The organism is Desulfobaculum bizertense DSM 18034, from assembly GCF_900167065.1.
Taxonomy (GTDB): Bacteria; Desulfobacterota; Desulfovibrionia; order Desulfovibrionales; family Desulfovibrionaceae; genus Desulfobaculum; species Desulfobaculum bizertense.
In genome coordinates this window covers 44,184-69,191 of record NZ_FUYA01000007.1, presented here as the reverse complement: position 1 = coordinate 69,191, position 25,008 = coordinate 44,184, and the positions used below count along the sequence as shown (strand labels likewise).

General features: G+C 53.6%; 32 protein-coding genes and 1 tRNA gene. All 33 read right to left on the bottom strand.

What is annotated here, in order from left to right; genetic code table 11:
* On the bottom strand, positions 1-525 hold the full coding sequence (gene rpsE / locus B5D23_RS10840) for a 30S ribosomal protein S5 (protein WP_078685464.1): 525 nt from the start codon (positions 523-525) through the stop codon (positions 1-3).
* A gap of 17 nt (positions 526-542) precedes the next feature.
* Positions 543-905 carry a 50S ribosomal protein L18 gene (gene rplR / locus B5D23_RS10835; protein WP_078685463.1) on the bottom strand — a complete coding sequence of 121 codons (363 nt, stop codon included), beginning with the start codon at positions 903-905 and terminating at the stop codon, positions 543-545.
* 14 nt (positions 906-919) lie between these two features.
* Entirely contained in the window at positions 920-1,453 is a 534-nt protein-coding gene (gene rplF / locus B5D23_RS10830; RefSeq protein WP_078685462.1) for a 50S ribosomal protein L6, read from the bottom strand.
* Between the two features lie 12 nt (positions 1,454-1,465).
* Entirely contained in the window at positions 1,466-1,849 is a 384-nt protein-coding gene (rpsH, locus tag B5D23_RS10825; protein WP_078685461.1) for a 30S ribosomal protein S8, read from the bottom strand.
* A 12-nt stretch (positions 1,850-1,861) separates the two neighbouring features.
* The gene (locus B5D23_RS10820; protein ID WP_078685460.1) at positions 1,862-2,047 is read right to left on the bottom strand and encodes a type Z 30S ribosomal protein S14; all 186 of its coding nucleotides are present in this window, start codon (positions 2,045-2,047) and stop codon (positions 1,862-1,864) included.
* Positions 2,048-2,059: 12 nt separating this feature from the next.
* Positions 2,060-2,599 carry a 50S ribosomal protein L5 gene (rplE, locus tag B5D23_RS10815; protein WP_078685459.1) on the bottom strand — a complete coding sequence of 180 codons (540 nt, stop codon included), beginning with the start codon at positions 2,597-2,599 and terminating at the stop codon, positions 2,060-2,062.
* Positions 2,600-2,608: 9 nt separating this feature from the next.
* Positions 2,609-2,932, bottom strand: coding sequence for a 50S ribosomal protein L24 (rplX, locus tag B5D23_RS10810; RefSeq protein ID WP_078685458.1), 324 nt, complete (start codon positions 2,930-2,932; stop codon positions 2,609-2,611).
* Between the two features lie 11 nt (positions 2,933-2,943).
* Complete coding sequence (rplN, locus tag B5D23_RS10805) at positions 2,944-3,312, bottom strand: 50S ribosomal protein L14 (RefSeq protein WP_078685457.1); 369 nt, start codon at positions 3,310-3,312, stop codon at positions 2,944-2,946.
* An 11-nt stretch (positions 3,313-3,323) separates the two neighbouring features.
* Positions 3,324-3,587, bottom strand: coding sequence for a 30S ribosomal protein S17 (gene rpsQ, locus B5D23_RS10800; protein WP_078685456.1), 264 nt, complete (start codon positions 3,585-3,587; stop codon positions 3,324-3,326).
* A 3-nt stretch (positions 3,588-3,590) separates the two neighbouring features.
* A complete protein-coding gene (gene rpmC, locus B5D23_RS10795; protein WP_078685455.1) occupies positions 3,591-3,785 on the bottom strand; it encodes a 50S ribosomal protein L29 in 195 nt (64 codons plus the stop codon).
* Positions 3,786-4,199: a 50S ribosomal protein L16 gene (gene rplP, locus B5D23_RS10790; protein WP_078685454.1), complete on the bottom strand. Its 414-nt coding sequence runs from the start codon at positions 4,197-4,199 to the stop codon at positions 3,786-3,788.
* A gap of 2 nt (positions 4,200-4,201) precedes the next feature.
* Positions 4,202-4,840, bottom strand: coding sequence for a 30S ribosomal protein S3 (gene rpsC, locus B5D23_RS10785; protein ID WP_078685453.1), 639 nt, complete (start codon positions 4,838-4,840; stop codon positions 4,202-4,204).
* A gap of 10 nt (positions 4,841-4,850) precedes the next feature.
* Positions 4,851-5,180, bottom strand: a complete 330-nt coding sequence (gene rplV, locus B5D23_RS10780) for a 50S ribosomal protein L22 (RefSeq protein WP_078685452.1) — start codon at positions 5,178-5,180, stop codon at positions 4,851-4,853.
* Positions 5,181-5,198: 18 nt separating this feature from the next.
* Positions 5,199-5,480: a 30S ribosomal protein S19 gene (rpsS, locus tag B5D23_RS10775; protein ID WP_078685451.1), complete on the bottom strand. Its 282-nt coding sequence runs from the start codon at positions 5,478-5,480 to the stop codon at positions 5,199-5,201.
* Positions 5,481-5,488: 8 nt separating this feature from the next.
* Positions 5,489-6,319 (bottom strand): 50S ribosomal protein L2, encoded by an 831-nt coding sequence (gene rplB, locus B5D23_RS10770; RefSeq protein ID WP_078685450.1) that lies wholly within the window; start codon positions 6,317-6,319, stop codon positions 5,489-5,491.
* Between the two features lie 2 nt (positions 6,320-6,321).
* Complete coding sequence (gene rplW / locus B5D23_RS10765; RefSeq protein ID WP_078685449.1) at positions 6,322-6,612, bottom strand: 50S ribosomal protein L23; 291 nt, start codon at positions 6,610-6,612, stop codon at positions 6,322-6,324.
* Positions 6,612-7,232, bottom strand: a complete 621-nt coding sequence (gene rplD / locus B5D23_RS10760) for a 50S ribosomal protein L4 (protein ID WP_078685448.1) — start codon at positions 7,230-7,232, stop codon at positions 6,612-6,614. Before rplD ends, rplW begins: the two co-directional genes overlap by 1 nt.
* A 13-nt stretch (positions 7,233-7,245) precedes the next feature.
* Entirely contained in the window at positions 7,246-7,875 is a 630-nt protein-coding gene (gene rplC, locus B5D23_RS10755; protein WP_078685447.1) for a 50S ribosomal protein L3, read from the bottom strand.
* A 15-nt stretch (positions 7,876-7,890) separates the two neighbouring features.
* Positions 7,891-8,208, bottom strand: a complete 318-nt coding sequence (gene rpsJ, locus B5D23_RS10750; protein WP_078685446.1) for a 30S ribosomal protein S10 — start codon at positions 8,206-8,208, stop codon at positions 7,891-7,893.
* Between the two features lie 3 nt (positions 8,209-8,211).
* A complete protein-coding gene (tuf, locus tag B5D23_RS10745) occupies positions 8,212-9,405 on the bottom strand; it encodes an elongation factor Tu (RefSeq protein WP_078685445.1) in 1,194 nt (397 codons plus the stop codon).
* A gap of 12 nt (positions 9,406-9,417) precedes the next feature.
* Positions 9,418-11,487, bottom strand: a complete 2,070-nt coding sequence (gene fusA, locus B5D23_RS10740) for an elongation factor G (protein WP_078685444.1) — start codon at positions 11,485-11,487, stop codon at positions 9,418-9,420.
* A gap of 16 nt (positions 11,488-11,503) precedes the next feature.
* On the bottom strand, positions 11,504-11,974 hold the full coding sequence (gene rpsG, locus B5D23_RS10735; RefSeq protein WP_078685443.1) for a 30S ribosomal protein S7: 471 nt from the start codon (positions 11,972-11,974) through the stop codon (positions 11,504-11,506).
* Between the two features lie 14 nt (positions 11,975-11,988).
* Entirely contained in the window at positions 11,989-12,360 is a 372-nt protein-coding gene (rpsL, locus tag B5D23_RS10730) for a 30S ribosomal protein S12 (protein WP_078685442.1), read from the bottom strand.
* 386 nt (positions 12,361-12,746) lie between these two features.
* A complete protein-coding gene (gene rpoC, locus B5D23_RS10725; protein WP_078685441.1) occupies positions 12,747-16,901 on the bottom strand; it encodes a DNA-directed RNA polymerase subunit beta' in 4,155 nt (1,384 codons plus the stop codon).
* A gap of 72 nt (positions 16,902-16,973) precedes the next feature.
* Positions 16,974-21,086, bottom strand: a complete 4,113-nt coding sequence (gene rpoB / locus B5D23_RS10720; protein ID WP_078685440.1) for a DNA-directed RNA polymerase subunit beta — start codon at positions 21,084-21,086, stop codon at positions 16,974-16,976.
* A gap of 343 nt (positions 21,087-21,429) precedes the next feature.
* Positions 21,430-21,813: a 50S ribosomal protein L7/L12 gene (rplL, locus tag B5D23_RS10715; RefSeq protein WP_078685439.1), complete on the bottom strand. Its 384-nt coding sequence runs from the start codon at positions 21,811-21,813 to the stop codon at positions 21,430-21,432.
* 46 nt (positions 21,814-21,859) lie between these two features.
* Positions 21,860-22,387: a 50S ribosomal protein L10 gene (gene rplJ / locus B5D23_RS10710; protein ID WP_078685438.1), complete on the bottom strand. Its 528-nt coding sequence runs from the start codon at positions 22,385-22,387 to the stop codon at positions 21,860-21,862.
* Positions 22,388-22,592: 205 nt separating this feature from the next.
* The gene (gene rplA / locus B5D23_RS10705) at positions 22,593-23,300 is read right to left on the bottom strand and encodes a 50S ribosomal protein L1 (protein ID WP_078685437.1); all 708 of its coding nucleotides are present in this window, start codon (positions 23,298-23,300) and stop codon (positions 22,593-22,595) included.
* Positions 23,301-23,311: 11 nt separating this feature from the next.
* Positions 23,312-23,737, bottom strand: coding sequence for a 50S ribosomal protein L11 (rplK, locus tag B5D23_RS10700; RefSeq protein WP_078685436.1), 426 nt, complete (start codon positions 23,735-23,737; stop codon positions 23,312-23,314).
* A 57-nt stretch (positions 23,738-23,794) separates the two neighbouring features.
* Positions 23,795-24,349, bottom strand: a complete 555-nt coding sequence (gene nusG, locus B5D23_RS10695) for a transcription termination/antitermination protein NusG (RefSeq protein WP_078685435.1) — start codon at positions 24,347-24,349, stop codon at positions 23,795-23,797.
* A gap of 34 nt (positions 24,350-24,383) precedes the next feature.
* Positions 24,384-24,635, bottom strand: a complete 252-nt coding sequence (gene secE, locus B5D23_RS10690; RefSeq protein WP_078685434.1) for a preprotein translocase subunit SecE — start codon at positions 24,633-24,635, stop codon at positions 24,384-24,386.
* 24 nt (positions 24,636-24,659) lie between these two features.
* Positions 24,660-24,736 (bottom strand) — tRNA-Trp (locus B5D23_RS10685).
* A gap of 121 nt (positions 24,737-24,857) precedes the next feature.
* The gene (gene rpmG, locus B5D23_RS10680; protein ID WP_078685433.1) at positions 24,858-25,007 is read right to left on the bottom strand and encodes a 50S ribosomal protein L33; all 150 of its coding nucleotides are present in this window, start codon (positions 25,005-25,007) and stop codon (positions 24,858-24,860) included.
* Position 25,008: the final 1 nt, after the last annotated feature.

Sequence of the window (25,008 nt, the reverse complement as noted above, 5' to 3'; positions counted from 1 at the left end):
CTACTTTCTGGGGGTGGACACTTCTTTTCCGCGCAGTGCAGAAACCTGCTTTGCGCTTCGAAGAGAAGTGAGGCCCTCAATAGTAGCTTTAAGCACGTTGTGAGGGTTGTTAGTGCCGATAGCCTTAGTCAGGATATCGTGGACACCGAGAGCTTCCATGACAGCACGCACAGGACCACCGGCGATGATGCCGGTACCCTTGGAGGCGGGCTTCAGGACAACTCGGGCAGCGTCAAAGCGGCCGAGGGTCTCGTAAGGGAGAGTGCCGTCCAGCAGAGGAACCTGCTTCATGGACTTGCGGGCCTTCTCCGTAGCCTTACGAATTGCCTCAGGAACTTCAACAGCCTTGCCCAGACCATAACCAACGGAGCCTTTGCCATCACCAACAACAACGAGTGCGCTGAAGTTGAAACGGCGGCCGCCCTTGACAACCTTGGCTACCCTGTTCAGGGAGACAAGCTTCTCAATGTGGCCGAGCTCTTCCTGCTGCTCCCTACGGGAGTCTCTGCGAGGTTTTTTATCCATTTCGACCTTCCGCAGTCTTAGAATTTCAGCCCAGCTTCACGGGCGCCGTCGGCGAGAGCCTTGATCTTGCCATGGTAGATGTAACCGCTACGGTCAAATACCACAGTTTCGATGTTCCGTTCCTTAGCCAATGTTGCGATTGCCTCACCAACTCGGGCTGCGCCCTCTTTGTTGGACTTGAGGCTCACGCCTTCCCCCTTGCTCAGGGCAAGAGTGGAAGTGGAGGCCAGAGTGGTACCCGTCACATCGTCGACAAGCTGTGCATAAACATGCATGTTGGAGCGATAGACGCAGAGTCTCGGACGATCAGCAGTACCGCTAATCTTTTTGCGGATGCGGATCTTTCTGCGGCGACGCGCCAGCTCTTTACTCTTTTTCATCGTATCACCCTACTCTATTTGGCGGACTTACCGGCCTTGCGGCGGATGATTTCATCAATATACTTAATACCCTTGCCTTTGTAAGGCTCGGGCAGACGTACTCGACGAATCTGGGCAGCGACTTCGCCTACCATCTGCTTATCGCATCCGGAAATCGTAAGCTTAGTTCCCTCTGCCTTGGCTTCGATACCTTCGGGAAGTGCGTACTCCACAGGATGGGAGTAACCCACGTTCAGAACAACTTTCTTGCCCTGAACCTTCACGCGGTAACCAACACCGACAACTTCAAGACCCTTGGAATAACCCTTGGTGACGCCTTCGATCATGTTCGCCAGCAAAGAGCGGCGGAGACCGTGCTGAGCACGGGCAACACGAGAGTCATCAACACGGGTAACGAGCAGCTCTGCTCCTTCCTGCTGGACCTTAATCTTGTCGTGCAGCGGCGTGGAGAGGGAGCCCTTGGGGCCTTTCACATCAACCTGGCTATCACCGATCTTCACCTCAACACCAGAGGGGAGGGAGACTGGTTTTTTACCGATTCTCGACATGTTCCTTCCTCACTACCATAATTCGAACAGCAGTTCGCCGCCAACGTTCTTTTCCCTTGCAACGCCGCCTGCCATAACACCATGAGAGGTGGACAGGACTGCAACACCGAGGCCGTTCTGAACACTCGGAATCTCTGCAGAGGAAACGTATACACGACGGCCAGGCTTGCTGATGCGCTTCATTCCGGCGATAACCGGAGTGCCGTCGGCGTATTTCAGAACAATGCGAATATCACGCTCTTCTTCGGAGCAGTCAGTTACGTAACCCTCTTCCTTAAGGATACCGGCAATTGCCAGTTTCACTTTGGACTTAGGGATAAGCACTTCCTGATGCAGCGCCTGATGGGCGTTGCGAATCCGAGTGAGCATATCCGCAATGGGATCAATCACGGACATTGTGCTTTCTCCTTACCAGCTGGATTTACGGACGCCCGGCAGTTCGCCAGCGAGAGCCTTGTTACGGAAACAGATTCGGCAGATGCCGAAGTCCCGCATAAAAGCCCGAGGGCGACCGCAAATGGGGCAGCGGTTGTAGGCACGGGCAGAGAACTTAGGCTTTCTCTTTGCCTTATTCATAAGAGATGTACGAGCCATTTCTCTTCTCCCTTACTTCTTGAAAGGCATGCCCAGCATCTGAAGCAGAGCTTTGCCTTCCTTGTCGGTGCCGGCGCTGGTTACGACGGTCACGTTCATGCCCTTAACGAGCTCCACCTGATCGATTTCGATTTCGGGGAAGATCGTGTGTTCCTTAACACCAAGGGTAAAGTTACCACGGCCATCAAAACCACGATCCGGAATTCCACGGAAGTCACGGACGCGAGGCAGTGCAACATTCACCAACTTATCGAGGAAGTCCCACATACGATCCCCACGCAGCGTCACGCGCACACCGATCGGCATGCCTTCGCGAAGCTTAAATGCTGCGATGGATTTCTTAGCGCGGGTAGCAACAGCTCGCTGACCTGCAATGCGGGTCAGTTCGTCTACGGCGCCTTCGATAAGCTTATTATTCTGGCTAGCCGCACCCAAACCGATGTTGAGGCTTACGCTCTTAAGCGTAGGCAACTGCATCGGCGACTTGTACCCAAACTCTTTCTGCAGGGCGGGAGCGACCTTGTCCTTGTACAGTTTCTCGAGACGAGTCATGGAAGCTCCCTAGTCGATGGTTTCGTTGCACTTTTTGCAGAAACGGACTTTTTTGCCGTCTGCAGTGACCTTGTACCCAACGCGGGTAGGCTTGGCGCAAGCGTCGCAAATCAGAGCCACATTGGAAATGTGAACAGCTGCTTCTTTCTCGACGATACCACCAGCCTGCTGGGTATAAGGGTTAGCCTTGGTATGGCGCTTTACCATGTTGACCTTTTCCACGAGGACTCTGTCCTTCTTGCGGAAGATCTTCAGCACCTTACCGACTTTGCCCTTATCCTTACCGGCGATGACCATGACTTTGTCATCTTTGCGGATCTTGAACTTTTTCATAGGGCTGACCTCTACAGCACTTCAGGCGCCAGAGAGACGATCTTCATGAAGTTCTTGCCACGAAGCTCACGTGCAACGGGTCCGAAAATACGGGTGCCCACAGGCTCGTTCTGCTTGTTCAAAAGAACTGCAGAGTTCGTGTCAAACTTGATGTATGTCCCGTCCGGGCGGCCAACTTCCTTTTTGGTACGAACGACGACGGCCGGCATAACATCACCCTTCTTCACTTTGGAATGGGGCATTGCTTCCTTAACGGAAACCATGATGATATCACCCACCGAGGCGTAACGACGGCGGCTGCCGCCGAGCACCTTGATGCAGAGCACTTTCTTAGCGCCTGAATTATCGGCGACGTCGAGCTTGGATTCGACCTGAATCATATTCTAGCTCCTTAGACCGCTTTTTCAACGATATTGAGGAGATGCCACCGCTTACGTGCGCTCATGGGGCGGTGCTCAATAATCTGCACCTTGTCCCCGATACCACAATCGTTGTTGGGATCGTGAGCCATGAATTTGGTACGGCGGCGAATGTACTTCTTCAGCAGAGGGTGTTTGACCAGGGTTTCGACGCGAACGACGATGGTCTTGTCGCCCTTGTCGGAAACAACCTTACCGGTCATAACACGCTTGTTAGACTTCTTCACTTCAGCCATGATTTATTCTCCACTTTCCTTCTCAGTGAGGATGGTGAGAATCCGGGCGATGATTTTCTTCACCTCGGGAATACGCTGGGTATTTTCCAGCTGAGCCGTGGCATGCTGAATGCGGAGGTTAAACAGCTCCTGCCGAAACTCGCCGAGTTTTTCATTGAGCTCGGAAACGGAGAGTTCCCGGAGTTCTTTGGCAGTCATTTACAGACCCTCCTTGACAACAATAGCGGTCTTTACAGGCAGCTTATGTGCCGCACGGACCAGTGCTTCCTTGGCCAAGGCAACATCAACACCCTTGATTTCATACATGATCCTGCCAGGCTTGACCGGAGCGTACCAGCCGGAAGGAGCACCCTTACCTTTACCCTGTCGAACTTCGGCAGGTTTCGAGGTGAGGACCTGGTCCGGGAAGATACGGATGAAGACCTGACCGCCACGACGGATGTGTCGCATCATGGCAATACGGGCTGCCTCAATCTGCTGGTTGGTCAGCTTCCCGTGTTCAAGCGTCTTCAGACCGACTTCACCGAAGGCAATGGTGTTGCCACGCAGGGCCTTACCGCGCAGACGACCTTTCTGGCGTTTGCGGAACTTTGTCTTTCTTGGAGAAAGCATCGTTATTCACCTTCCTGATCCAGAATTTCACCCTTGAAGATCCAGACCTTCACGCCAATAACACCGTAGGTGGTATGGGCCTGGGCAAAACCATAGTCCAGATCGGCACGAAGGGTCTGCAGCGGAACGCGGCCCTCACGGTACCACTCGCTACGTGCGATCTCAGCACCGGCCAGACGGCCTGCGCAGTTGATCTTAATGCCTTCGGCACCGAACTTACGGGCCATGCCTACCGTGCGCTTCATAGCGCGGCGGAATGCCACGCGGCGCTCGAGCTGCATAGCGATGTTTTCAGCCACCAGCTGGGCGTCCGTTTCAGGACGGCGCACTTCGTTCACCTCAATGGAGAACTCGTGGCCGAACTTGTGACGGAGCTCACCGCGAAGCTTTTCGATCTCTACACCCTTGCGACCGATAACGATACCGGGACGGGCTGTAAAGACGATCAGGCGGACCTTGCCACCAGCACGTTCGATCTCGATACGAGAAATGCCAGCGTGGTAAAGTCTTTTCTTGACGAACTTACGGATCTTGTCGTCTTCGAAAACGTTGTCCGCATAGTCCTTGTTCGCGAACCAGCGGGACAGCCAATTCTTGTTGTACCCCAACCGGAATCCGTAGGGATGTACTTTCTGACCCACATCTGCCTCCTTAGGCCTCAGCGACTACCACGGTAATGTGGCTGGTGCGCTTCAGGATACGGTTCGCGCGCCCCATGGCTCGAGGGATGATTCGCTTGAGGGTCGGTCCCTCGTTAACAATCACCTGTTTCACAAACAGGTTATCGACCTCAACACCAGCCTGCTCTGCGTTGGCAACTGCGGAATGCAGCACCTTGTTGAGCAGTTTGGCTGCCTTTTTAGGCGTGAAAGTCAATATATTAATAGCCTCTTCTACAGGAAGATCTTCAACGTTGCGAGCAACGAGGCGAACTTTCTGTGCAGAAGTGCGCATATATTTGGCAACAGCTCTGGTTTCCATCGAAGTCACCTATACCCCTTATCGTTTGGCCTTGCTTTTCTTGTCAGCCGCATGACCGAAGTAGGTACGCGTCGGAGCGAATTCGCCGAGCTTGTGCCCGACCATGTTTTCACTCACGAAGACAGGGATAAACTTCCGGCCATTGTGAACTGCAAAGGTCAGACCTACCATTTCGGGGAAGATCGTGGAGCGACGAGACCAGGTCTTAATGACTCGACGGTCACCCGTCTCGCCGGCGTTCTCTACCTTTTTCCAAAGGTGGTCATCAATGAAGGGACCTTTTTTCAGCGACCTAGGCATGACAACTCCTATTTCTCACCACGGCGCTTAACAATGAGCCGGGAAGAAGGTTTCTTCTTGTTGCGGGTCTTGTAGCCCTTGGTGGGTTTACCCCACGGAGTGACAGGATGACGGCCACCGGAACTACGACCCTCACCACCACCGAGGGGGTGGTCAACAGGGTTCATTGCAACACCACGAACTTCGGGGCGTTTGCCCATCCAGCGTGCGCGGCCGGCTTTACCGACGCTCACATTTTCATGCTGGATGTTGCCAACCTGACCGACAGTAGCAAAGCAGGTTGCCAGCACGTTGCGGACTTCGCCGGAGGGCATACGCAGCAGTGCGTATTTGCCTTCCTTAGCAACGAGCTGGGCGTAAGTACCAGCTGCACGGCAGAACTGTCCGCCGCAGCCGGGACGCAACTCAATATTGTGCACGATGGTACCGACCGGAATTTTGGCCAGAGCAAGTGCATTACCGGGCTTGATGTCGGCAGTGTCGCCAGCCATAACGGTCTGGTTCACTTCGATGCCAACAGGTGCCAAGATGTAGCGCTTTTCACCATCGGCGTAATGCAGCAGTGCAATGCGGGCGCTACGGTTCGGGTCGTACTCAACGGTAGCAACCTTAGCAGCAATGCCGCGCTTGTCACGCTTAAAGTCAATAATACGGTAGAGGCGCTTGTGGCCACCACCACGACGACGAGAGGTGATACGACCAAAGTGGTTACGACCACTCTTCTTGGTCAGACCCTCGACAAGAGATTTCTCAGGAGTCGTGCAGGTGATCTCTTCAAAGGTAGAGACCGTCTGGAAGCGCCGACCCGGAGAAGTGGGTTTCAGTTTGCGCACAGCCATGTCTAGACTCCTTCGAACAGTTCAATCTTGTGGCCTTCAGCCAGAGTGACGTAAGCCTTCTTGTAACCGGACTCGACGCCCAGACGGCGTCCCATACGGAAACGGGCACGCGGGCGACGCTTAATCACGTTCACACCCGTCACTTTCACATCGAATGCCTTCTCAACCGCTTTAGCGATCTCGATCTTGTTGGCGTCGACGGCCACGAAGAAAACAACCTTGTTGCCTTCTTCGTGCATCATAGCGGCCTTCTCAGAGATCAGCGGTTTAATGATTACTTTTGTGTAATCCATTACTTCAACCTCTCTTCGACGGACTTAGCTGCGTCTTCCAGCATGATGAGCTGGTCGTAGCGAAGCACGTCGTAGACATTGAGCTGGTCGTGCTGAAGGAGAGTAACACCGGGGATATTGCGCGCGGAAAGACTGAGAACTTTATCTTCATCAGCAGTAACAATCAAGGCCTTTTTAAGGCCCAGAGAGGTCAGAACCTGCGCAAAAGCTTTGGTCTTGGCTTCCTTCAGCTCAATGCCCTTAAGCACCGTCATGTTCCCTTCAGCGACTCTGGCGGACAGAGCCATACGCAGGGCGAGGCGGCGAACTTTTTTGTTCACCTTGAACTCGTAGCTACGGGGCTGAGGGCCAAACACCGTTGCACCACCGCGCCACAGAGGGCTACGCATGGAGCCGGCACGTGCACGACCAGTACCCTTCTGGCGCCAAGGCTTCGCACCACCACCGCGAATCAGAGCGCGGTTACGGGTGGCGTGAGTGCCGGCACGCTGAGAGGCGCGCTGTGCACGAACCACGAGGTTCAAAATTTCCGGTTTAACGGCAACTTCGAAAACCTCGGGAGCGAGTGTCAGCTCGCCCACTTCTTTCTTTTCTTGGTCGTATATTTTCAAAACAGCCATGATCTTATCCTCATTACTGCTTACGGACCATCACGAGGCCGTTCTTGGGTCCGGGCACCTGACCCTTAAGGATGATCAGGTTGTCTTCGGGACGAACGTCAAGGACTTCCACATTAATGCAGGTCACATTCTTGTTGCCCATCTGGCCGGCCATCTTTTTGCCCTTGAAAACCTTTGCAGGCCAAGCGCACTGACCAATACCACCTGGGGAACGGTGAACCTTTTCGGCGCCGTGAGATGCCGGCAGGCCGCGGAAGTTCCAACGCTTCATTGGGCCCTGAAAGCCCTTACCTTTAGACGTGCCGGAAACTTTAACTTTGTCCCCGGGCTGGAACATTTCGACGGTAAGATCCTGACCCAGCTCGTAGCCATCTGTGGAATCCACGCGGAATTCTTTCAGGTGGCGATACAGGCCGCGGTCAGCCTTGGCCATGTGCCCTTTCTGGGCTTTCGTGACCTTCTTCTCGTCAATTTCTTCAAAGCCGATCTGAAGAGCGGCGTATTTCTCGGTCGCAGCTTCCTTCTTCTGAAGGATTGGGCAAGGTCCGGCAGCAACGACGGTAACGGGGACTGCCGTGCCGTCATCGCTGAAGACGCGGGTCATGCCCAGCTTGCGTCCCATGATGCCAAGCGTCTTAGCCATCATGATATCCTCATTCTAGAGTTTGATTTCAACATCCACACCAGCGGGAAGGCTAAGCTTACCCAAGGCGTCCACGGTCTGCTGAGTGGGCTCAAGAATGTCGAGAAGGCGCTTGTGGATGCGCATCTCGAACTGTTCTCTGGACTTCTTGTCCACGTGCACAGACTTCTGAATCGTGTACTTGTGGATGTTGGTCGGAAGAGGGATCGGGCCGGCAATGCTGGCGCCGGTATTCCGGGCCGTGTCGACGATCTCGGCAACGGCTTTGTCCAGAATCCTGTAATCGTACGCTTTCAGCTTGATTCTGATGCGATCGCTCTGCATGGAAACCATGGCTTACTCCTCGATTTCGGAAACAACGCCAGCGCCGACAGTGCGGCCACCCTCACGGATAGCAAAGCGCAGGCCCTTTTCCATAGCGATGGGGGCGATGAGCTCGACTTCGAAGGTTGCGTTGTCACCAGGCATAACCATCTCGACACCTTCTGCGAGGGTAACCACGCCGGTGATGTCGGTGGTACGGAAGTAGAACTGCGGACGATAACCAGAGAAGAACGGAGTGTGACGACCGCCCTCTTCCTTGGTCAAGACGTAGACTTCACCCTTGAACTTCTTGTGAGGAGTGATGGAGCCGGGAGCTGCCAGAACCTGGCCGCGCTCGACGTCTTCACGCTTCACACCGCGAAGGAGTGCGCCGATGTTGTCGCCAGCTTCACCCTGATCGAGGAGCTTGCGGAACATCTCAACACCAGTACAGGTGGTCTTGGTGGTGTCCTTGATGCCGACGATTTCAATTTCGTCACCAACTTTCAGCACACCGCGCTCCACACGACCGGTAACAACGGTACCACGGCCAGAGATGGAGAAGATGTCTTCGATGGGCATCAGGAAAGGCTTGTTGACGTCGCGCTCAGGCTCGGGGATGTAGCTGTCGCAAGCATCCAGGAGTTCCTTGATAGGAGCGAGTGCCGGATCCTCAGCAGTGTCAGCCTCGAGAGCCTTCAGTGCGGAACCCTGGATGACCGGAATGTCATCACCGGGGAAGCCGTACTTGGAAAGCAGCTCACGAACTTCGAGTTCGACGAGCTCGAGGAGCTCTTCGTCGTCAACGAGGTCGCACTTGTTCAGGAACACAACCAGAGAAGGCACACCAACCTGACGAGCGAGCAGGATGTGCTCACGAGTCTGAGGCATGGGACCGTCAGTAGCTGCAACCACGAGGATACCGCCGTCCATCTGGGCAGCACCGGTGATCATGTTCTTGATGTAGTCGGCGTGACCGGGGCAGTCCACGTGAGCGTAGTGACGGGTCTCGGTCTCGTACTCAACGTGAGAAGTTGCGATGGTGATACCGCGCTCTTTCTCTTCGGGAGCCTTGTCGATTTCGTCAAAAGCGATGAACTCGCCGCCACCGATGAGGGATGCACCCTTGGTGATAGCTGCGGTCAAGGTGGTTTTACCGTGGTCAATGTGACCAATGGTACCAATATTTACATGAGGCTTTTTGCGCTCAAATTTTTCTTTAGCCATGACTGACTACCTCTAGTTCTTCTTGATGATTTCTTCAGCCAAGCTGTTCGGAACCTTCTCATAGTGGTCGAACTGCATGGTGAAGGTAGCGCGGCCCTGTGTGCGGGAACGAAGGTCGGTTGCATAACCGAACATTTCGCTCAGCGGGACCATAGCGTTGACAACCTGTGCGTTGGCACGTGCTTCCATGCTGGAAACTTTACCGCGGCGGGAGTTCAGGTCGCCCATGACATCACCGAGGTAATCCTCGGGGGTAACGACTTCAACAGCCATAATTGGCTCGAGGAGGCTGGGACCAGCCTGTCTGCAAGCTTCCTTAATAGCCATGGAACCGGCAATGTAGAATGCCTGTTCGGAGGAGTCGACGTCATGGAAAGAACCGAAGACGAGATCAACTTTCACGTCAACAACAGGGTAACCGGCCATCACGCCGGACTTCAGTGCGTCCTGAATGCCCTTGTCGACTGCGGGGATGTATTCGCGAGGAATAACACCACCGGAAATGGAGTTGACGAACTCGTAGCCCTTTTCGGGATTCGGCTCGACCTCGATGACGACGTGACCGTACTGGCCGCGACCGCCACTCTGCTTGGCGTACTTGTGATCAACCTTGGTAGGCTTGGTGATGGTTTCACGGTACGCAACGCGGGGTGCACCCACGTTTGCATTCACGTTGAATTCGCGCATGAGGCGGTCAACGATGATTTCGAGGTGAAGCTCACCCATGCCGGAGATCAGAGTCTGGCCAGTCTCGTCGTCAGAAGCAACCTGGAAGCTCGGGTCTTCCTTGGCAAGCTTAACGAGAGCGTCAGACAGGGAATCACGGTCGGCCTTGGACTTAGGCTCAATTGCAACCTGGATAACTGGATCCGGAATCTCGAGGGACTCGAGCTTCAGGACCTGAGCGGGATCACAGATGGTATCACCTGTGCTCACGTTCTTCAGACCAACAGCTGCAACGATATCGCCAGCCTTAGCAACCTTGATTTCCTCACGCTTGTTAGCGTGCATCTTCAGCAGACGACCAACGCGCTCTTTCTTGCCGGTGGTAGCATTGATAACGGTCATACCGGATTCAATGCGGCCGGAGTAGAGGCGAAGGAAGGAAAGGTGACCGACAAACGGGTCAGCAGCGAGCTTGAAGGCCAGAGCAGCCAGAGGCTTGCTCTCGTCACAGGGGCACTCGATCTCTTCGTCGGTGTCCACATCGTGACCAACCATCTGCTCGATGTCTGCAGGAGAAGGCAGGTAAGCAACAACAGCATCCAGCAGAGGCTGAACACCCTTGTTCTTAAATGCGGTACCACAGAAGACAGGAGCAATGCTCATGTTGATGACGGCCTTACGAACGCCAGCAACGATGTCTTCGCAGGACAGCTCGTCGCCGCCCAGGTACTTCTCCATGAGTTCCTCATCTTCCTCTGCAACTGCTTCGATCAGCTCGAGACGCATGGTCTCGTACTGGTCCTGCAGGTCAGCCGGGATCTCTTCAACTGTGTAATGAGCGCCTTTGTCAGCGTCATCAAAGATGAGAGCTTTACCGGTCAGGAGGTCGATCATACCGCGGAACTCGTCTTCTGCACCGATAGGCAGCTGCATTGCAACAGCCTTGGCACCGAGACGGTCCTTGATCATCTCAACGCAACGGAAATAATCCGCGCCAACGCGGTCCATTTTGTTGACGAATGCGATACGAGGAACGTTGTAACGGTCAGCCTGGCGCCACACAGTCTCAGACTGGGGCTCAACGCCACTCACTGCGTCAAAAACAGCGACAGCGCCGTCAAGTACGCGAAGGGCACGCTCAACTTCCATAGTGAAGTCAACGTGACCGGGAGTGTCAATGATGTTGATACGATGATCATTCCAGAAGCAAGTAGTAGCAGCAGATGTGATAGTAATACCACGCTCCTGCTCCTGCTCCATCCAGTCCATCGTTGCCTGGCCATCGTGAACCTCACCGATCTTGTGAGATACGCCGGTGTAGTAGAGAATACGCTCGGTAGTCGTCGTTTTGCCCGCATCAATGTGGGCCATGATACCGATGTTTCTCTGCTCGGAAATGGATACTTTACGTGCCACGTTAATTCTCCATTAACTACCAACGATAATGAGCAAAAGCCTTATTGGCTTCAGCCATACGATGGGTGTCTTCCTTCTTCTTCACAGCGCCACCACGATTGTGGAAAGCGTCCAGCAGTTCGCTGGTCAGACGCCCGGTCATGCCCTTTTCGCCGCGGCTGCGTGCGAAAGTAATCAGCCAGCGGATTGCGAGAGCAACCTGACGGTCGGGGCGAACTTCCATAGGAACCTGGTAAGTTGCACCACCAACACGGCGGGATTTAACCTCGAGCTGGGGCTTGACGTTGTCCAGAGCCTTCTCAAAAGCCTTAATAGGCTCTTCCTGGGTCTTTTCAGCCAAGGAATCGAGAGCACTGTAAAAAATCTTCTCAGCAATGCTGCGCTTACCGTCAATCATCATGCGGTTCACAAAGCGGGAAGCCAGCACGCTGTGGAATTTCGGATCAGGCAGAATTTCTCTTTTGGGTACAGGACCTTTTCTAGGCATTTCAATATCCCCGTTTACTTCGGCCGCTTGGCGCCGTACTTGGAACGAGCCTGGCGACGGTCTGCAACGCCGGCGGTATCAAGCGTGCCACGAATGATGTGATAACGAACACCTGGCAAGTCTTTTACACGACCGCCTCGGATCATGACCACAGAGTGCTCCTGCAGATTGTGGCCCTCACCAGGAATGTAAGAAGTCACCTCGATGCCGTTAGTAAGGCGCACACGTGCGACCTTACGCAAAGCCGAGTTCGGCTTTTTCGGGGTGGTAGTGTACACACGGGTGCACACACCGCGGCGCTGGGGGCACTCCTGCAGTGCAGGAGTCTTTTTGCGCTTCAGCTGTTTTTTACGCGCGCTGCGGACAAGCTGGTTAATGGTAGGCATTCATTCCTCCGTCGTATTTTGGGCCCATATCTGAAAAAAAACGGTGTTTCTTTTCGCGTCGGGCCCCCGACAGCGTCTCTCTGGTCCCGGAAAAACCGGCCACTCGACGCCAAACACCTAAACAGTATAAAAAAAAGCGAAGGGAAGATTCCCTTCGCTTCTCTACGAAGATATATCTTCCATCACCAGAGGACCCGAAGGTCATTACGTGTGGAAAGGGGTCTCAAATGGACCCATTTATTTCCAAAGCTGGTCTAGATACTGCCCAATTCGAAGAAAAGTCAAGAACTATTTTTTCTTTTTTTCCCCTCGCGAGCAGATGGAGACTTTAGCAAAAAAAAGGAGGGGTGGAAACCCCTCCTCTTCTATCTTTTTTAATAACCCTGCTACCTGTTGATAAGCAGCGGATCTTTTTCAAGTTCTTCGAGGAACTTGTCTTTGCGCTCAGCCTGATCTGGAACCGTAATGTCGGATTCGATGTAATCCCGGTAGCCAGAACCAGCCGGAATAAGTCGACCAACGATAACGTTTTCCTTCAGTCCGCGCAGGGAGTCATTCTTGCCCATCAGGGAGGCCTCGGTCAGAACCTTTGTGGTCTCCTGGAAGGATGCGGCAGAGATGAAGGACTCGGTAGACAGCGAAGACTGGGTGATACCCAGAACCAGCGGCTCTGCAATTGCAGGACGGAGGCCATCGCGGTCAGCCTTTGCATTTTCTGCGTGGAAGCGGCCCTTGTCGACGTGCTCGCCCACCAGGAAGTGAGTTTCGCCCGGATCAACAACGTTCACCTTACGCAGCATCTGGCGGACAATCAGTTCAATGTGCTTGTCATTGATACCAACGCCCTGGAAGCGGTACACGTCCTGAATTTCTTCCACAAGGTAATTTGCGAGGAACTTCTCGCCCTTAATCTTGAGGATGTCATGCAGGTCGGCGTTACCTTCCGTAAGCAGTTCGCCAGCAGCAACAAAGTCGCCGTCACCAACAGTGACATGCTTACCCTTAGGAATGAGGTATTCGCGAGCATCACCGCACTCAGGAGTGACGATAACCTTACGCTTACCCTTGGTCTCGTTACCGAAGCTGACAGTACCGTCGATTTCGGAAACAACACCCTGATCCTTGGGCTTACGGACTTCGAAGAGTTCTGCAACTCGAGGCAGACCACCAACGATGTCCTTCGTCTTTGAAGACTCACGAGGCTTACGGGCGATAATATCACCAGGAAGGACCTCGTCGCCGTCACGGACCATGATAATGGCACCGGCCGGCAGTGTGTATGTTGCGGGAACGCTGGTACCGGGGCGGTTCAGAACAGCACCGGACTCATCAACGATAGACAGAGACGGACGCAGGTTTGTGGAACGGTACTCGATGATGGTCTGAGACGTCTTCATCGTGGCTTCGTCCACGTTCTCCTGGTAGGTCTTGCCTTCAATAATGTCGTTGAACTTCAGGAGACCGCCAACTTCCGTAACAAACGGTTCGTTGAACGGATCCCATTCAGCAAGCAGCTCGCCCTTCTTGACTTCCTGTCCCACAGCAACGTGAAGAACAGCACCAGAAGGAAGACCATGCTTTTCGCGTTCGCGACCTTCGGCATCAACAACGCCAACCTGACCGGACTTACCGAGAACCATGAGGTGACCCTCGCGGTTCTTAACGGTTTTGACTCGGGACAGAGTTACATGACCAGCATGAGAAGCGTTGAAAGAGTTCTGCTCAATTTCCTTGGATGCAGTACCACCAATATGGAAGGTACGCATGGTCAGCTGGGTGCCCGGCTCACCAATGGACTGAGCAGCGATGATACCAACGGTTTCACCAACATTCACCATATGTCCGCGAGCCAGATCTCGGCCATAGCACTTGGCGCAAACGCCATGTGGGCTGGCACAGGTCAGGCCGGAGCGGATGGTGACAGAGACCACGCCGGATTCATCAAGAACCTTGGCGTAGTTTTCATCAATAAGAGCGCCTTCAGGAATAATCTCTTCGCCAGTCTCAGGATGGTGCACAGCCTGAAGCGTGACACGGCCGAGAATACGGCTGGAGAGTTTTTCCTTCACTTCACCACCGTCCATAAGGTCGGTGACTTCAAGACCGTCGACAGTACCGCAGTCAAACTCGGTAACAGTCATGTCCTGGGCAACGTCAACGAGACGTCGAGTCAGGTAACCGGAGTTAGCGGTCTTCAGAGCGGTATCAGCGAGACCCTTACGAGCACCGTGCGAGGAGTTGAAGTACTGCAGCACGGAGAGGCCTTCGCGGAAGTTCGAAGTAATTGGCGTTTCAATAATCTCACCAGAAGGCTTGGCCATCAGACCACGCATACCAGCAAGCTGTCTCATCTGGTCCTGGTTACCACGAGCACCGGAGTGAGCCATCATGAAGATCGGGTTAAGGGAAGGATTCTCTTCTTCCTTGCCAGAAACCGGATCTTTCAGGACGTCAACAGACATTTCCTGCATCATTTCGCGGGAGATGTCGTTGGTGGCCTTGGTCCAGACGTCAATGACCTTGTTGTACTTCTCAGTACGGGTGATGATACCGTCGCGGTACTGAGCCTCAATGGTATCAACCTCTGCCTGAGAATCGGCAAGCATGCTGGTCTTACGGGCAGGAATCTTCATATCCTTGATACCAACGGTCACGCCAGCACGGGTTGCGTACTCATAACCAAAGTCCTTGATGCGGTCACACAGGATGACTGCGGCCTTGGTTCCGGCGCGGCTGTAGGTCTCACCCACCAGACGCTTGATCTTGCCCTTTTCGAGCAGAGTGTTGACGAATTCGAACGGCACTTCCGGCGGCAGCAGCTCACCAAGGAGGATACGGCCGGGGGTGGTGTCGACGAGTTCGCCGTCCATGCGAACCTTGACGCGGGCATGAATGCTCACGGCACCAGCATCAATGGCAGAGAAGACTTCCCACTTGTCGGAGAATATCTTGCCCTCACCCTGCTGGAAAGAACGCTTGCAGGACATATAATAGAGACCGAGCACGATATCCTGAGAAGGCACGATGATCGGAGATCCGTTTGCCGGAGACAGGATGTTGTTTGTGCTCATCAGCAGGACACGGCACTCAATCTGTGCTTCCACAGAAAGCGGCACGTGAACTGCCATCTGGTCACCGTCAAAGTCAGCGTTGTACGCTGCACAAACGAGCGGATGCAGGCGGAGGGCCTTACCTTCAACAAGGATAGGCTCAAATGCCTGAATGCCGAGACGGTGAAGTGTAGGTGCTCGGTTCAGAAGAATCGGGTATTCACGGACGACCTCTTCAAGGATATCCCAAACAACCACGTCTTCGCGCTCAACCATCTTCTTTGCGCTTTTGATGGTGCTGGCCAGTCCCCTCTGCTCCAGCTTGGAGTAGATAAAGGGCTTGAACAGCTCAAGAGCCATCTTTTTCGGCAGACCGCACTGGTGAAGTTTCAGGTACGGGCCAACGCAAATAACGGAACGACCAGAGTAGTCAACACGCTTACCCAGAAGGTTCTGACGGAAGCGACCCTGCTTACCCTTAATCATGTCAGACAGGGACTTCAGCGGACGACCGTTGGTGCCGGTAATGGCACGGCCACGGCGACCGTTGTCGAACAGGGCGTCGACAGCTTCCTGAAGCATGCGTTTCTCGTTTCGAATAATGATATTCGGAGCACCGAGATCCAGCAGGCGCTTCAGGCGGTTGTTACGGTTGATAACACGGCGGTACAGATCGTTCAGGTCAGACGTCGCAAAACGTCCACCATCCAGAGGTACCAACGGGCGCAGCTCGGGCGGAATAACAGGAACAACGTCCATAATCATCCACTCGGGCTTATTATTGGATTCCAGGAACGCCTCAACAATCTTCAGGCGTTTGGTCAGTTTCTTTTTCTTGGTCTGAGAGCGTGTGGAGCGAGTCTCTTCACGCAACTGGGTACGCAGAGCAGGAAGATCGAGACCTTCCAGAAGTACCTTAATGGCTTCTGCGCCCATGCCCACTTCCACGGCTTCCTCACCGTAGTGGTCCATGACCTGATAGTACTGCTCTTCCGAAATAATCTGGTACTTCTGGAGGCTGGTCTGACCTGGGTCCATCACGAGGAAGGAGTCAAAGTACAGAACCTTTTCCAGATCGGACATGGTCATGTCCAGAAGCGTACCAATCTTGGAAGGCAGGGTTTTCAGGAACCAGATGTGAGCAACCGGGGCAGCAAGCTCAATGTGGCCCATGCGCTCTCGGCGGACCTTGGAAGCAATTACTTCAACGCCGCACTTTTCGCACACAATGCCACGGTGCTTCATGCGTTTATACTTACCGCAGTTGCACTCGTAGTCCTTAACGGGACCAAAGATCTTTGCGCAGAACAGGCCGTCACGCTCAGGCTTGAAGGTCCTGTAGTTGATGGTCTCAGGCTTCTTGACCTCACCATAAGACCATTCACGGATCTTCTCCGGCGAAGCCAAAGATATCTGGATGGACTTCAGCACGTGACTTTGCTGCCCACCAGTGGAAGGCCCTCGCAGAGCGAACAGATCATCCAAAGACATTGATCTACCTCGCGGTACTTATTGTTAAAGTTCATCTGAGGCGGGCACTGTCGCACCCGCCTCAGTTATGCGCTAGTCGCGATCGCGAGGGGACTCGTCTTCGGGCAGCTCGTCCTGATGCAGATCAACATCAAGGCCGAGAGCCTGGAGTTCCTTCACGAGAACGTTAAAGGATTCGGGCAGGTTTGCTTCAAGGAAGTTATCACCCTTAACGATCTTTTCGTACATCTTCACACGTCCGTTGACGTCGTCAGATTTGACCGTCAGGAATTCCTGAAGCAGGTAAGCTGCGCCGTAAGCCTCAAGTGCCCAGACTTCCATTTCACCGAGTCGCTGACCACCGAACTGTGCCTTACCACCAAGCGGCTGCTGGGTGACCAGGGAGTACGGGCCAGTCGAACGGGCATGGATCTTTTCGTCGACGAGGTGATGCAGTTTCAGCATATACATAACGCCAACGGTGACACGGTTTTTGAAGGGTTCACCGGTACGGCCGTCGAACAGGACCATTTTGCCGTCATTCGGCACCTTGGCCTTGTCCAGCCAGTCCCAGATCTCCTCTTCTTCAGCACCGTCAAAGACAGGAGTCTTACACACGATACCGGGCTTCAGCTTCTTCACTGCTGCCTGAAGTTCATCGTCATCAATCTCGTCCACCAAGCTCGTGATGGCCGGAGAATCAAAGACGTCCTTCACTTCGTTTCGCAGGACTTCCATGTGCGCACCGCTGTCAAGCAGTTCGCCCAGCTGGCGACCCAGCTCCTTGGCTGCCCAGCCAAGGTGGGTTTCCATAATCTGACCGATGTTCATACGAGACGGCACGCCCAGAGGGTTCAGGACGATGTCGACCGGACGACCGTCAGCGAAGAACGGCAGGTCCTGCTCCGGCAGGATGTTGGAAACAACACCCTTGTTACCGTGACGACCAGCCATTTTGTCACCGACGTTAAGCTTACGCTTCACAGCCAGATACACCTTGACCATCTTGATCACTCCCGGAGGCAGATCATCGCCTTCGGTAACCTTACCGCGCTTGGTGTCGTAAATCTCACGGACAAACATCACCTGACGGTCATAGGTATCAAGAATATCAAGGATCTGCTCATTGATTCCAGCGTCGCTGAACACACCAGCCAACTGCTTGACCGGAATGGTGTAGAAGACGTCTTCATCAATGGCACTGCCAGCACTCACCAGCTCGGAACCCTTGGTCTTGCCAGCAATAGACTTGCCGACAGCCTGGTCCTTGCAGATGTCCCACAGAGTCTCGCGAGTCTTTTCTACCAGAGCGGCAATGTGCTGCTCTTCCTTGCGGTCGATACGTGCAAGTTCAAGATCTTCGATCTCGCGGGTACGGGAGTCTTTATCGCCAGAGCGGCGGTTAAAGACCTTTACGTCAAGAACAACACCCTCGATCCCCGGTGGGACCTTGAGGGACGTATTCTTCACGTCGCGCGCCTTATCGCCGAAGATGGCTCGGAGGAGCTTCTCTTCGGGGGTCAGCTGAGTCTCACCCTTGGGGGTGATTTTACCAACGAGGATATCGTCGGGAACGACTCGTGCGCCAATGCGAATAATGCCGGACTCGTCGAGGTTTCTGAGCATGTCCTCACCCACGTTCGGAATGTCGCGGGTGACTTCTTCGGGTCCGAGCTTGGTATCACGGGCAACCAGCTCAAACTCTTCGATGTGAACAGAGGTGAAGACATCTTCCTTCACCATACGCTCAGAAATAAGGATGGAGTCCTCAAAGTTATAACCACACCAAGGCATGAACGCGACAACAAGGTTCTTGCCGAGCGCAAGCTCGCCGTCCTTGATTGCCGGGCCGTCTGCCAGCACCTGACCCTTGGTCACGCGCTGACCAGGATGCACGGTCGGTTTCTGACCGAAGCTGCTGCCCTGGTTGGACTTGTGATATTTCTGAAGGTCGTACGACTTGGTGCCACCGGTTTCTGGGCAGAGAGCAGCGTCGTCATATTTGACAACCACGCGTTCTGCGTCAGCAAAGTGGACCACACCGTCACCCTTGGCCAAAAGGCAGCCACCTGAATCACAGGCAACAGGGCCTTCCATGCCAGTACCAACCAGCGGGCGTTCGCTGCGCAGCAGAGGCACAGCCTGGCGCTGCATGTTGGAACCCATGAGAGCTCGGTTAGCGTCATCGTGCTCCAGGAACGGAATCAACGCTGCGGAGATGGACACAATCTGGTTCGGAGAAATGTCCATTGCGGTGACTTCGGCCGGTTCGACCGGAAGTACTTCACCATGCAGACGAGCCTGAACGGTTTCGTCTTCGATGGTACCGTCTTCGCCAAGCTTGATGTTAGCCTGAGCAACAATCTGTCCTTCTTCCTGAGAAGCATCCATGTAGACGATCTCTTCAGTGGCTTTGCCATCACGCACGAGGCGGAATGGTGTTTCAATAAAGCCAAAGTCGTTGACCTTTGCATGGGTGGTCAGGGACACAATCAGACCAATGTTCGGGCCTTCAGGTGTTTCAATAGGACAAATACGGCCGTAGTGAGACGTATGAACGTCTCGGACTTCGAAGCCTGCACGCTCACGAGTCAGACCACCCGGTCCAAGAGCAGACAGACGGCGCTTATGAGTAACCTCAGAAAGCGGGTTGGTCTGGTCCATGAACTGGGACAGCTGAGAGGTACCGAAGAATTCCTTCAGAACAGCTGCAACCGGTTTGGGGTTGATCAGGTCGTGAGGCATCAAGGTTGCGACTTCCTGAAGGCTCATGCGCTCCTTAATGGCGCGCTCCATGCGGACGAGACCGATACGGTACTGGTTTTCAACCAGCTCACCAACCGGGCGAACACGACGGTTGCCAAGGTGGTCGATATCGTCAGCAGGACCATGAGAATCTTTCAGAAGGCACAGGGTCTTGATAGCCGTCAGAATATCGTTGTTGGTCAGAGTACGGACTTCAATGTCTTCCTCGACCTTCAAACGGGTATTCAGCTTGTAGCGGCCAACTGCAGACAGGTCATAGTAGTCTGCATTGCGGAACAGGTTCTCGAAGAACGTTTCTGCAATCTCCGGGGTTGGCGGAGAGCTGGGGCGCAGGCGGCGATAAATTTCAATCTGCGCAGAAGACATATCCGTGGTCTTGTCCAGCATGAGGGTATCACGCATGGAAGAAGAAACTTCAGGACCACGAGTATACAGGACGGGCAAACGCTCAATGCCGGCTTCGCGAATCTTCACGGCCAGCTCTTCAGTCATCTGCTCGCCTGCTTCTGCGAGTACTTCACCACTTTCTGCGTCGAAGAGATCTTCTGCGAGGAACAGGGTGGTCAGGGACAGAGGATCAACCTCGTGCTCCGTCAGACCAGCGCGGAACATCTTCTTGAAGATGCGCTTGGTCAGGGGCTTACCCTGCTTGCCGAGCACTTCGCCGTTTTCATCAAGAATATCGGCGTAAACGCTTTCCTTGCAGAACTTTTTCTCATCAAGCTCACGGAAGAGCTTGCCATCGCGCAGGATGTAGTATTCCTTTTCATAGAAGGTATCGAGGATGTCCTGGCGGGACATTCCCATAGCCTTGAAAAGGATGGTTGCGGGCATTTTGCGGCGGCGGTCGATTCTGACGTACAGGATATCCTTGTGGTCAAAATCGAAATCCAGCCAGGAACCACGCATAGGAATGACGCGGCTGCTGTAAAGAACACGGCCAGAAGAGTGAGACTTTCCTGAATCGTGCTCAAAAATAATACCAGGAGAACGCTGGAGCTGGTTAACGATGACGCGCTCAGTACCGTTTATAATAAAGGTACCTTTGTCTGTCATCAGAGGCAGTGTGCCGAAGTAGATGTCCTGCTCCTTGATGTCACGAATCGTGCGGTTCTGTGTCTCTTCGTCTACATCATAGACAACGAGGCGAACCGTGATACGAATCGGAGATTCATAGGTCAGGCCTTTGGAAATGCACTCGACTTCATCGAACTTAGGCGTTCCGATCTCATAGCTGACATAATCCAGACTTGCAGTCCGATTAAAGTCCTCAATGGGGAACACGGACCGGAACACGCCTTCAAGTCCCTCGTCGGCGCGACTTGCCGGAGGCACATCCAGCTGCAGGAACTTTCTATACGATTCCACCTGCAGATTCAGAAGGTTTGGAATCGGATGCGTGCTGGCAATCTTGCCAAAATGTTTCGTGAGTTGGACCATTTTTCCCTCTCAAGCGAGAAATTTGACCGTTGGCGGGGGCGACGACCCTCGGGCAAAACTATCAAAAATGGAGAGCTAGTTAGTATAATGACAAGGTACGTTCACAGACCCCTGTGCGGGGAGACGGGAAAGAACGCACCAAAAAAACACACGAGCACCTGCTGTGTTTTGCATTGTGGTAAGCCATACGGGATGTGAAAATTTCACTGTCGACATGAAGAGCGTATTTCTAACAAAGAAATTACTCCGAGGCAAGCACTAACTTCTCGCAAAATGCAAAAAAAGAGGAGCGCAGCTCCCTTGGGCATGCTGCGCTCCCCATAAGCTCTTGGTAAAGCTCAAACTACTTGAGTTCGCACTCTGCGCCGGCTTCTTCGAGCTGCTTCTTAGCTTCTTCAGCTTCTTCCTTAGCAACTGCTTCCTTAAGGGTGGAAGGCAGTTCGTCAACCTTAGCCTTGGCTTCTTTGAGGCCAAGACCGGTGATTGCGCGGACAGCTTTGATGACAGCGATCTTGTTGCCGCCAACGCCCTTCAGAACGACGTCGAACTCGGTCTTTTCTTCAGCAGCAGCTTCGCCACCAGCTGCAGGAGCAGCAGCAACAGCCATTGCGGGAGCAGCAGCGGAAACACCGAACTTGTCTTCCAGCTCGGAGATGAACTCGGAGAGTTCGAGAACGGTCATGTTGGAGATAAACTCTACAACCTGGTCTTTAGTGATGTCAGCCATTGGGAATTCCTCCTAGGAAATAAAAAAACTTTGGCTCGTCAGATTGCTATGCAGCGGCAGAATCTTTCTGGTCCTTGATAGCCGTAAGGGCATACAGGAACTTGCGCTGCAGATTTGCAAACAGACATACGAAGTTGGTGGGCACGGCATTCATGGTGCCCAGGAGCTTGCCAAGCAGTTCTGGCTTGCTCGGGAGCTTGGAGAGTTCGGTCAGCGCGGCCTCATCGAGGGGCTTACCTTCCAGGCAACCGAATTTAACAGAAAACTTCTTGTTGGACTTGGCGTACTCGCTGAGAACCTTCGCCGCAGCCACAGGATCATCGAAACCGAATGCGACAGCGCAGTTTTCTTTCAGGTGACCCTGAAGAAGCTCGTGCTGTCCGCCATCCAGAGCGATGCGGGCCAGTGTGTTCTTGACGACCTTGTATGCAACGCCAGCTTCACGAAGCTTCACGCGCAGTTCAGTCATCTCCTCCACGGTCAGGCCCTTGAAGTCGGTGACAATCGCAATAGATGCGTCATCGGCCTTAGCCTTGATCATCTCGATCAATTCGGCTTTCTGTGCCCTGTTCACCGCTTACTCCTTGGGCTTGAAGGTTTTTGTCCACAAGAAGAGGAGCCAAAGTGGTCTCAGCGGGAAATTAAGAACCCCGAAAGGTTCACCAGCTTTCTTCAACTCTTCTTCCCAAATCCGTTCGGGAAAGCCCCGAACGACAATATACACAAAAACGGTGCCGCGTCATAACAACACGGCATCGCTTTATGTCATAATCGTCAGGTTATGCCTCGACGTGCTTGCGCAGAGTCGAAGGATCAACCTTGATGCCAGGGCCCATCGTGGTAGCGAGGGTCATGGACTTGATGTAGGTGCCCTTAGCAGCAGAAGGCTTCAGGCGGATAACGGTTTCCATCAAAGTCTTGAGGTTGTCAAGAATTTTTTCGTTGCCGAAAGAAACCTTACCCAGAGGTGCGTGCAGAACGCCAGCCTTGTCGACACGGAACTCAACCTTACCGGCCTTCTGTTCCTTGACGGCGTTGGCTACGTCGAAAGTGACGGTACCGGTCTTGGCGTTAGGCATCAGGCCACGGGGACCGAGCACACGACCAATCTGACCGACTTTACCCATCATGTCAGGGGTAGCGATGGCCTTATCAAAGTCCAGCCAGCCTTCCTTGACTTTTGCGACGAGATCTTCACCACCGACGAAATCTGCGCCGGCAGCTTTAGCTTCTGCTTCTTTTTCGCCCTGGCAGAAAACTGCCACGCGAACGTCTTTACCGAGACCGTGAGGCAGGCTCACAGCACCACGAACCATCTGGTCGGAGTACTTAGGGTCAACGCCGAGCACCAGGGCGACGTCAACGGTCTCATCAAATTTTGCAACCGAGGTCTTGAGAGCCAGCTCGACGCCCTGGGGCATCTCATAGCGGGCATTCAGGTCAATGCCCTCGATAGCCTTGCGATATTTTTTTCCATGCTTGGGCATAGCTGTTCCCCTTAATCGATTACGTCAATTCCCATGCTACGAGCAGTGCCAGCGATATTGCTAACGGCTGCATCGAGATCCTTGGCAGTGATGTCAGGCATCTTAATCTTGGCAATTTCCTCGAGCTGAGCGCGAGTCACTTTACCAACTTTATTTCTATTCGGCTCACCAGAACCCTTAGGGAGGTTCAAGGCCTTTTTGAGCAGAACTGATGCCGGCGGAGTCTTGGTGATGAAGGTGAAGGATCGATCCTGATAAACAGTGATCTCAACAGGGATAATCATACCCTTCTGATCCTGCGTCTTCGCATTAAAGGCCTTACAGAACTCCATGATGTTCAGGCCATGCTGACCAAGAGCTGGGCCGACCGGCGGGGACGGATTGGCAGCTCCAGCAGGAATCTGAAGCTTAATTTTCGCCTGTACCTTTTTGGCCATTGCTACTTCCTCGTATCTACATATTTAAAATCAGGCCGCTTCGCAGTCTGGTCTGCCCTATCCCTTGCTGACCTGGACAAAGTCCAGTTCGACAGGGGTCTGACGACCAAAAATTGAAACCGAAACCCGAAGTTTTCCTTTGTCGTGATTGACTTCTTCCACCACCCCGTTGAATCCACCAAAGGGACCATCGATGACGCGGACTTCATCGCCACGATCAAAGCTGAACTTGGGTCGGGGCTGTTCCTGGCGCTCTTCCATCATCGAGAGGATGTGTTCGGCTTCACTGTCGCGCATAGGCGCGGGGCGGCTTTTGCCACCAATGAAACCGGTCACTCGCGGAATGGATTGTACAAGATGCCAGGACTCATCGGTCAGAATCATTTTGAGCATCACGTATCCGGGATAGAACTTGCGAGTGGACGTTTTCTTTTCGCCCTTCACCAGCTCAATCACCTTTTCCGTAGGCATAACAACTTCCAGAATCTGTCCGTTGTCCTGCCCCGTACGCATCATTTCGCGGAGGGTCTGTTCGACGCGCTGCTCAAATCCAGAGTACGTGTGGACGATGTACCAGCGGGCTCTTGGAAGGCTATCTTTTTCTTCTGTCATAATCTTTGTTACCTACCTTTTGCGGGCAAGCCGCTTATGACAAGATGGCCTCAATGGCTTTGGTCAATCCTGTGTCAACAAGACCAAGGAAGATCGCCATAACCAAGGCAAGGACGATGACGGCAGCACTTGTTGCCATGGTTTCCTTGCGCGTAGGCCAGGTCACCTTCTTCATCTCCACCTTGGACTGGTCAAAAAACTCCTTGAGCTGGCTGAGCTTGTTCGCGGACCCGGATTCGGGAGCGGTCTTAGCGGCGCTGGCCGACTTGGACTTTTTCTTCGCCATGATTCCTTCCGATGGTAAAAAAAGTGGCAGGCCAGGTAGGATTCGAACCTACAGCATCCGGTTTTGGAGACCGGCGCTCTAGCCGTTAGAGCTACTGGCCTGCATCGTGTGTGGTACTGATGAGTAAAAACGGGGGCAAGACCGAGGCTTGGCCCCCGTGAATATCAGTGCAGTACCAGCTCCAGTCGCGGTGATAAATCACCGAGTACAGAGCCTGCTACACTACTTGGTTTCGCGATGCAGAGTGTGCTTCTTGTCCCAAGGGCAGTATTTCTTGACCTCAAGACGACCAGTAGTGTTCTTCTTGTTCTTCGTCGTAGAATAGTTACGACGTTTGCATTCAGTGCAGGCGAGCTGGATGTTAACTTGCATG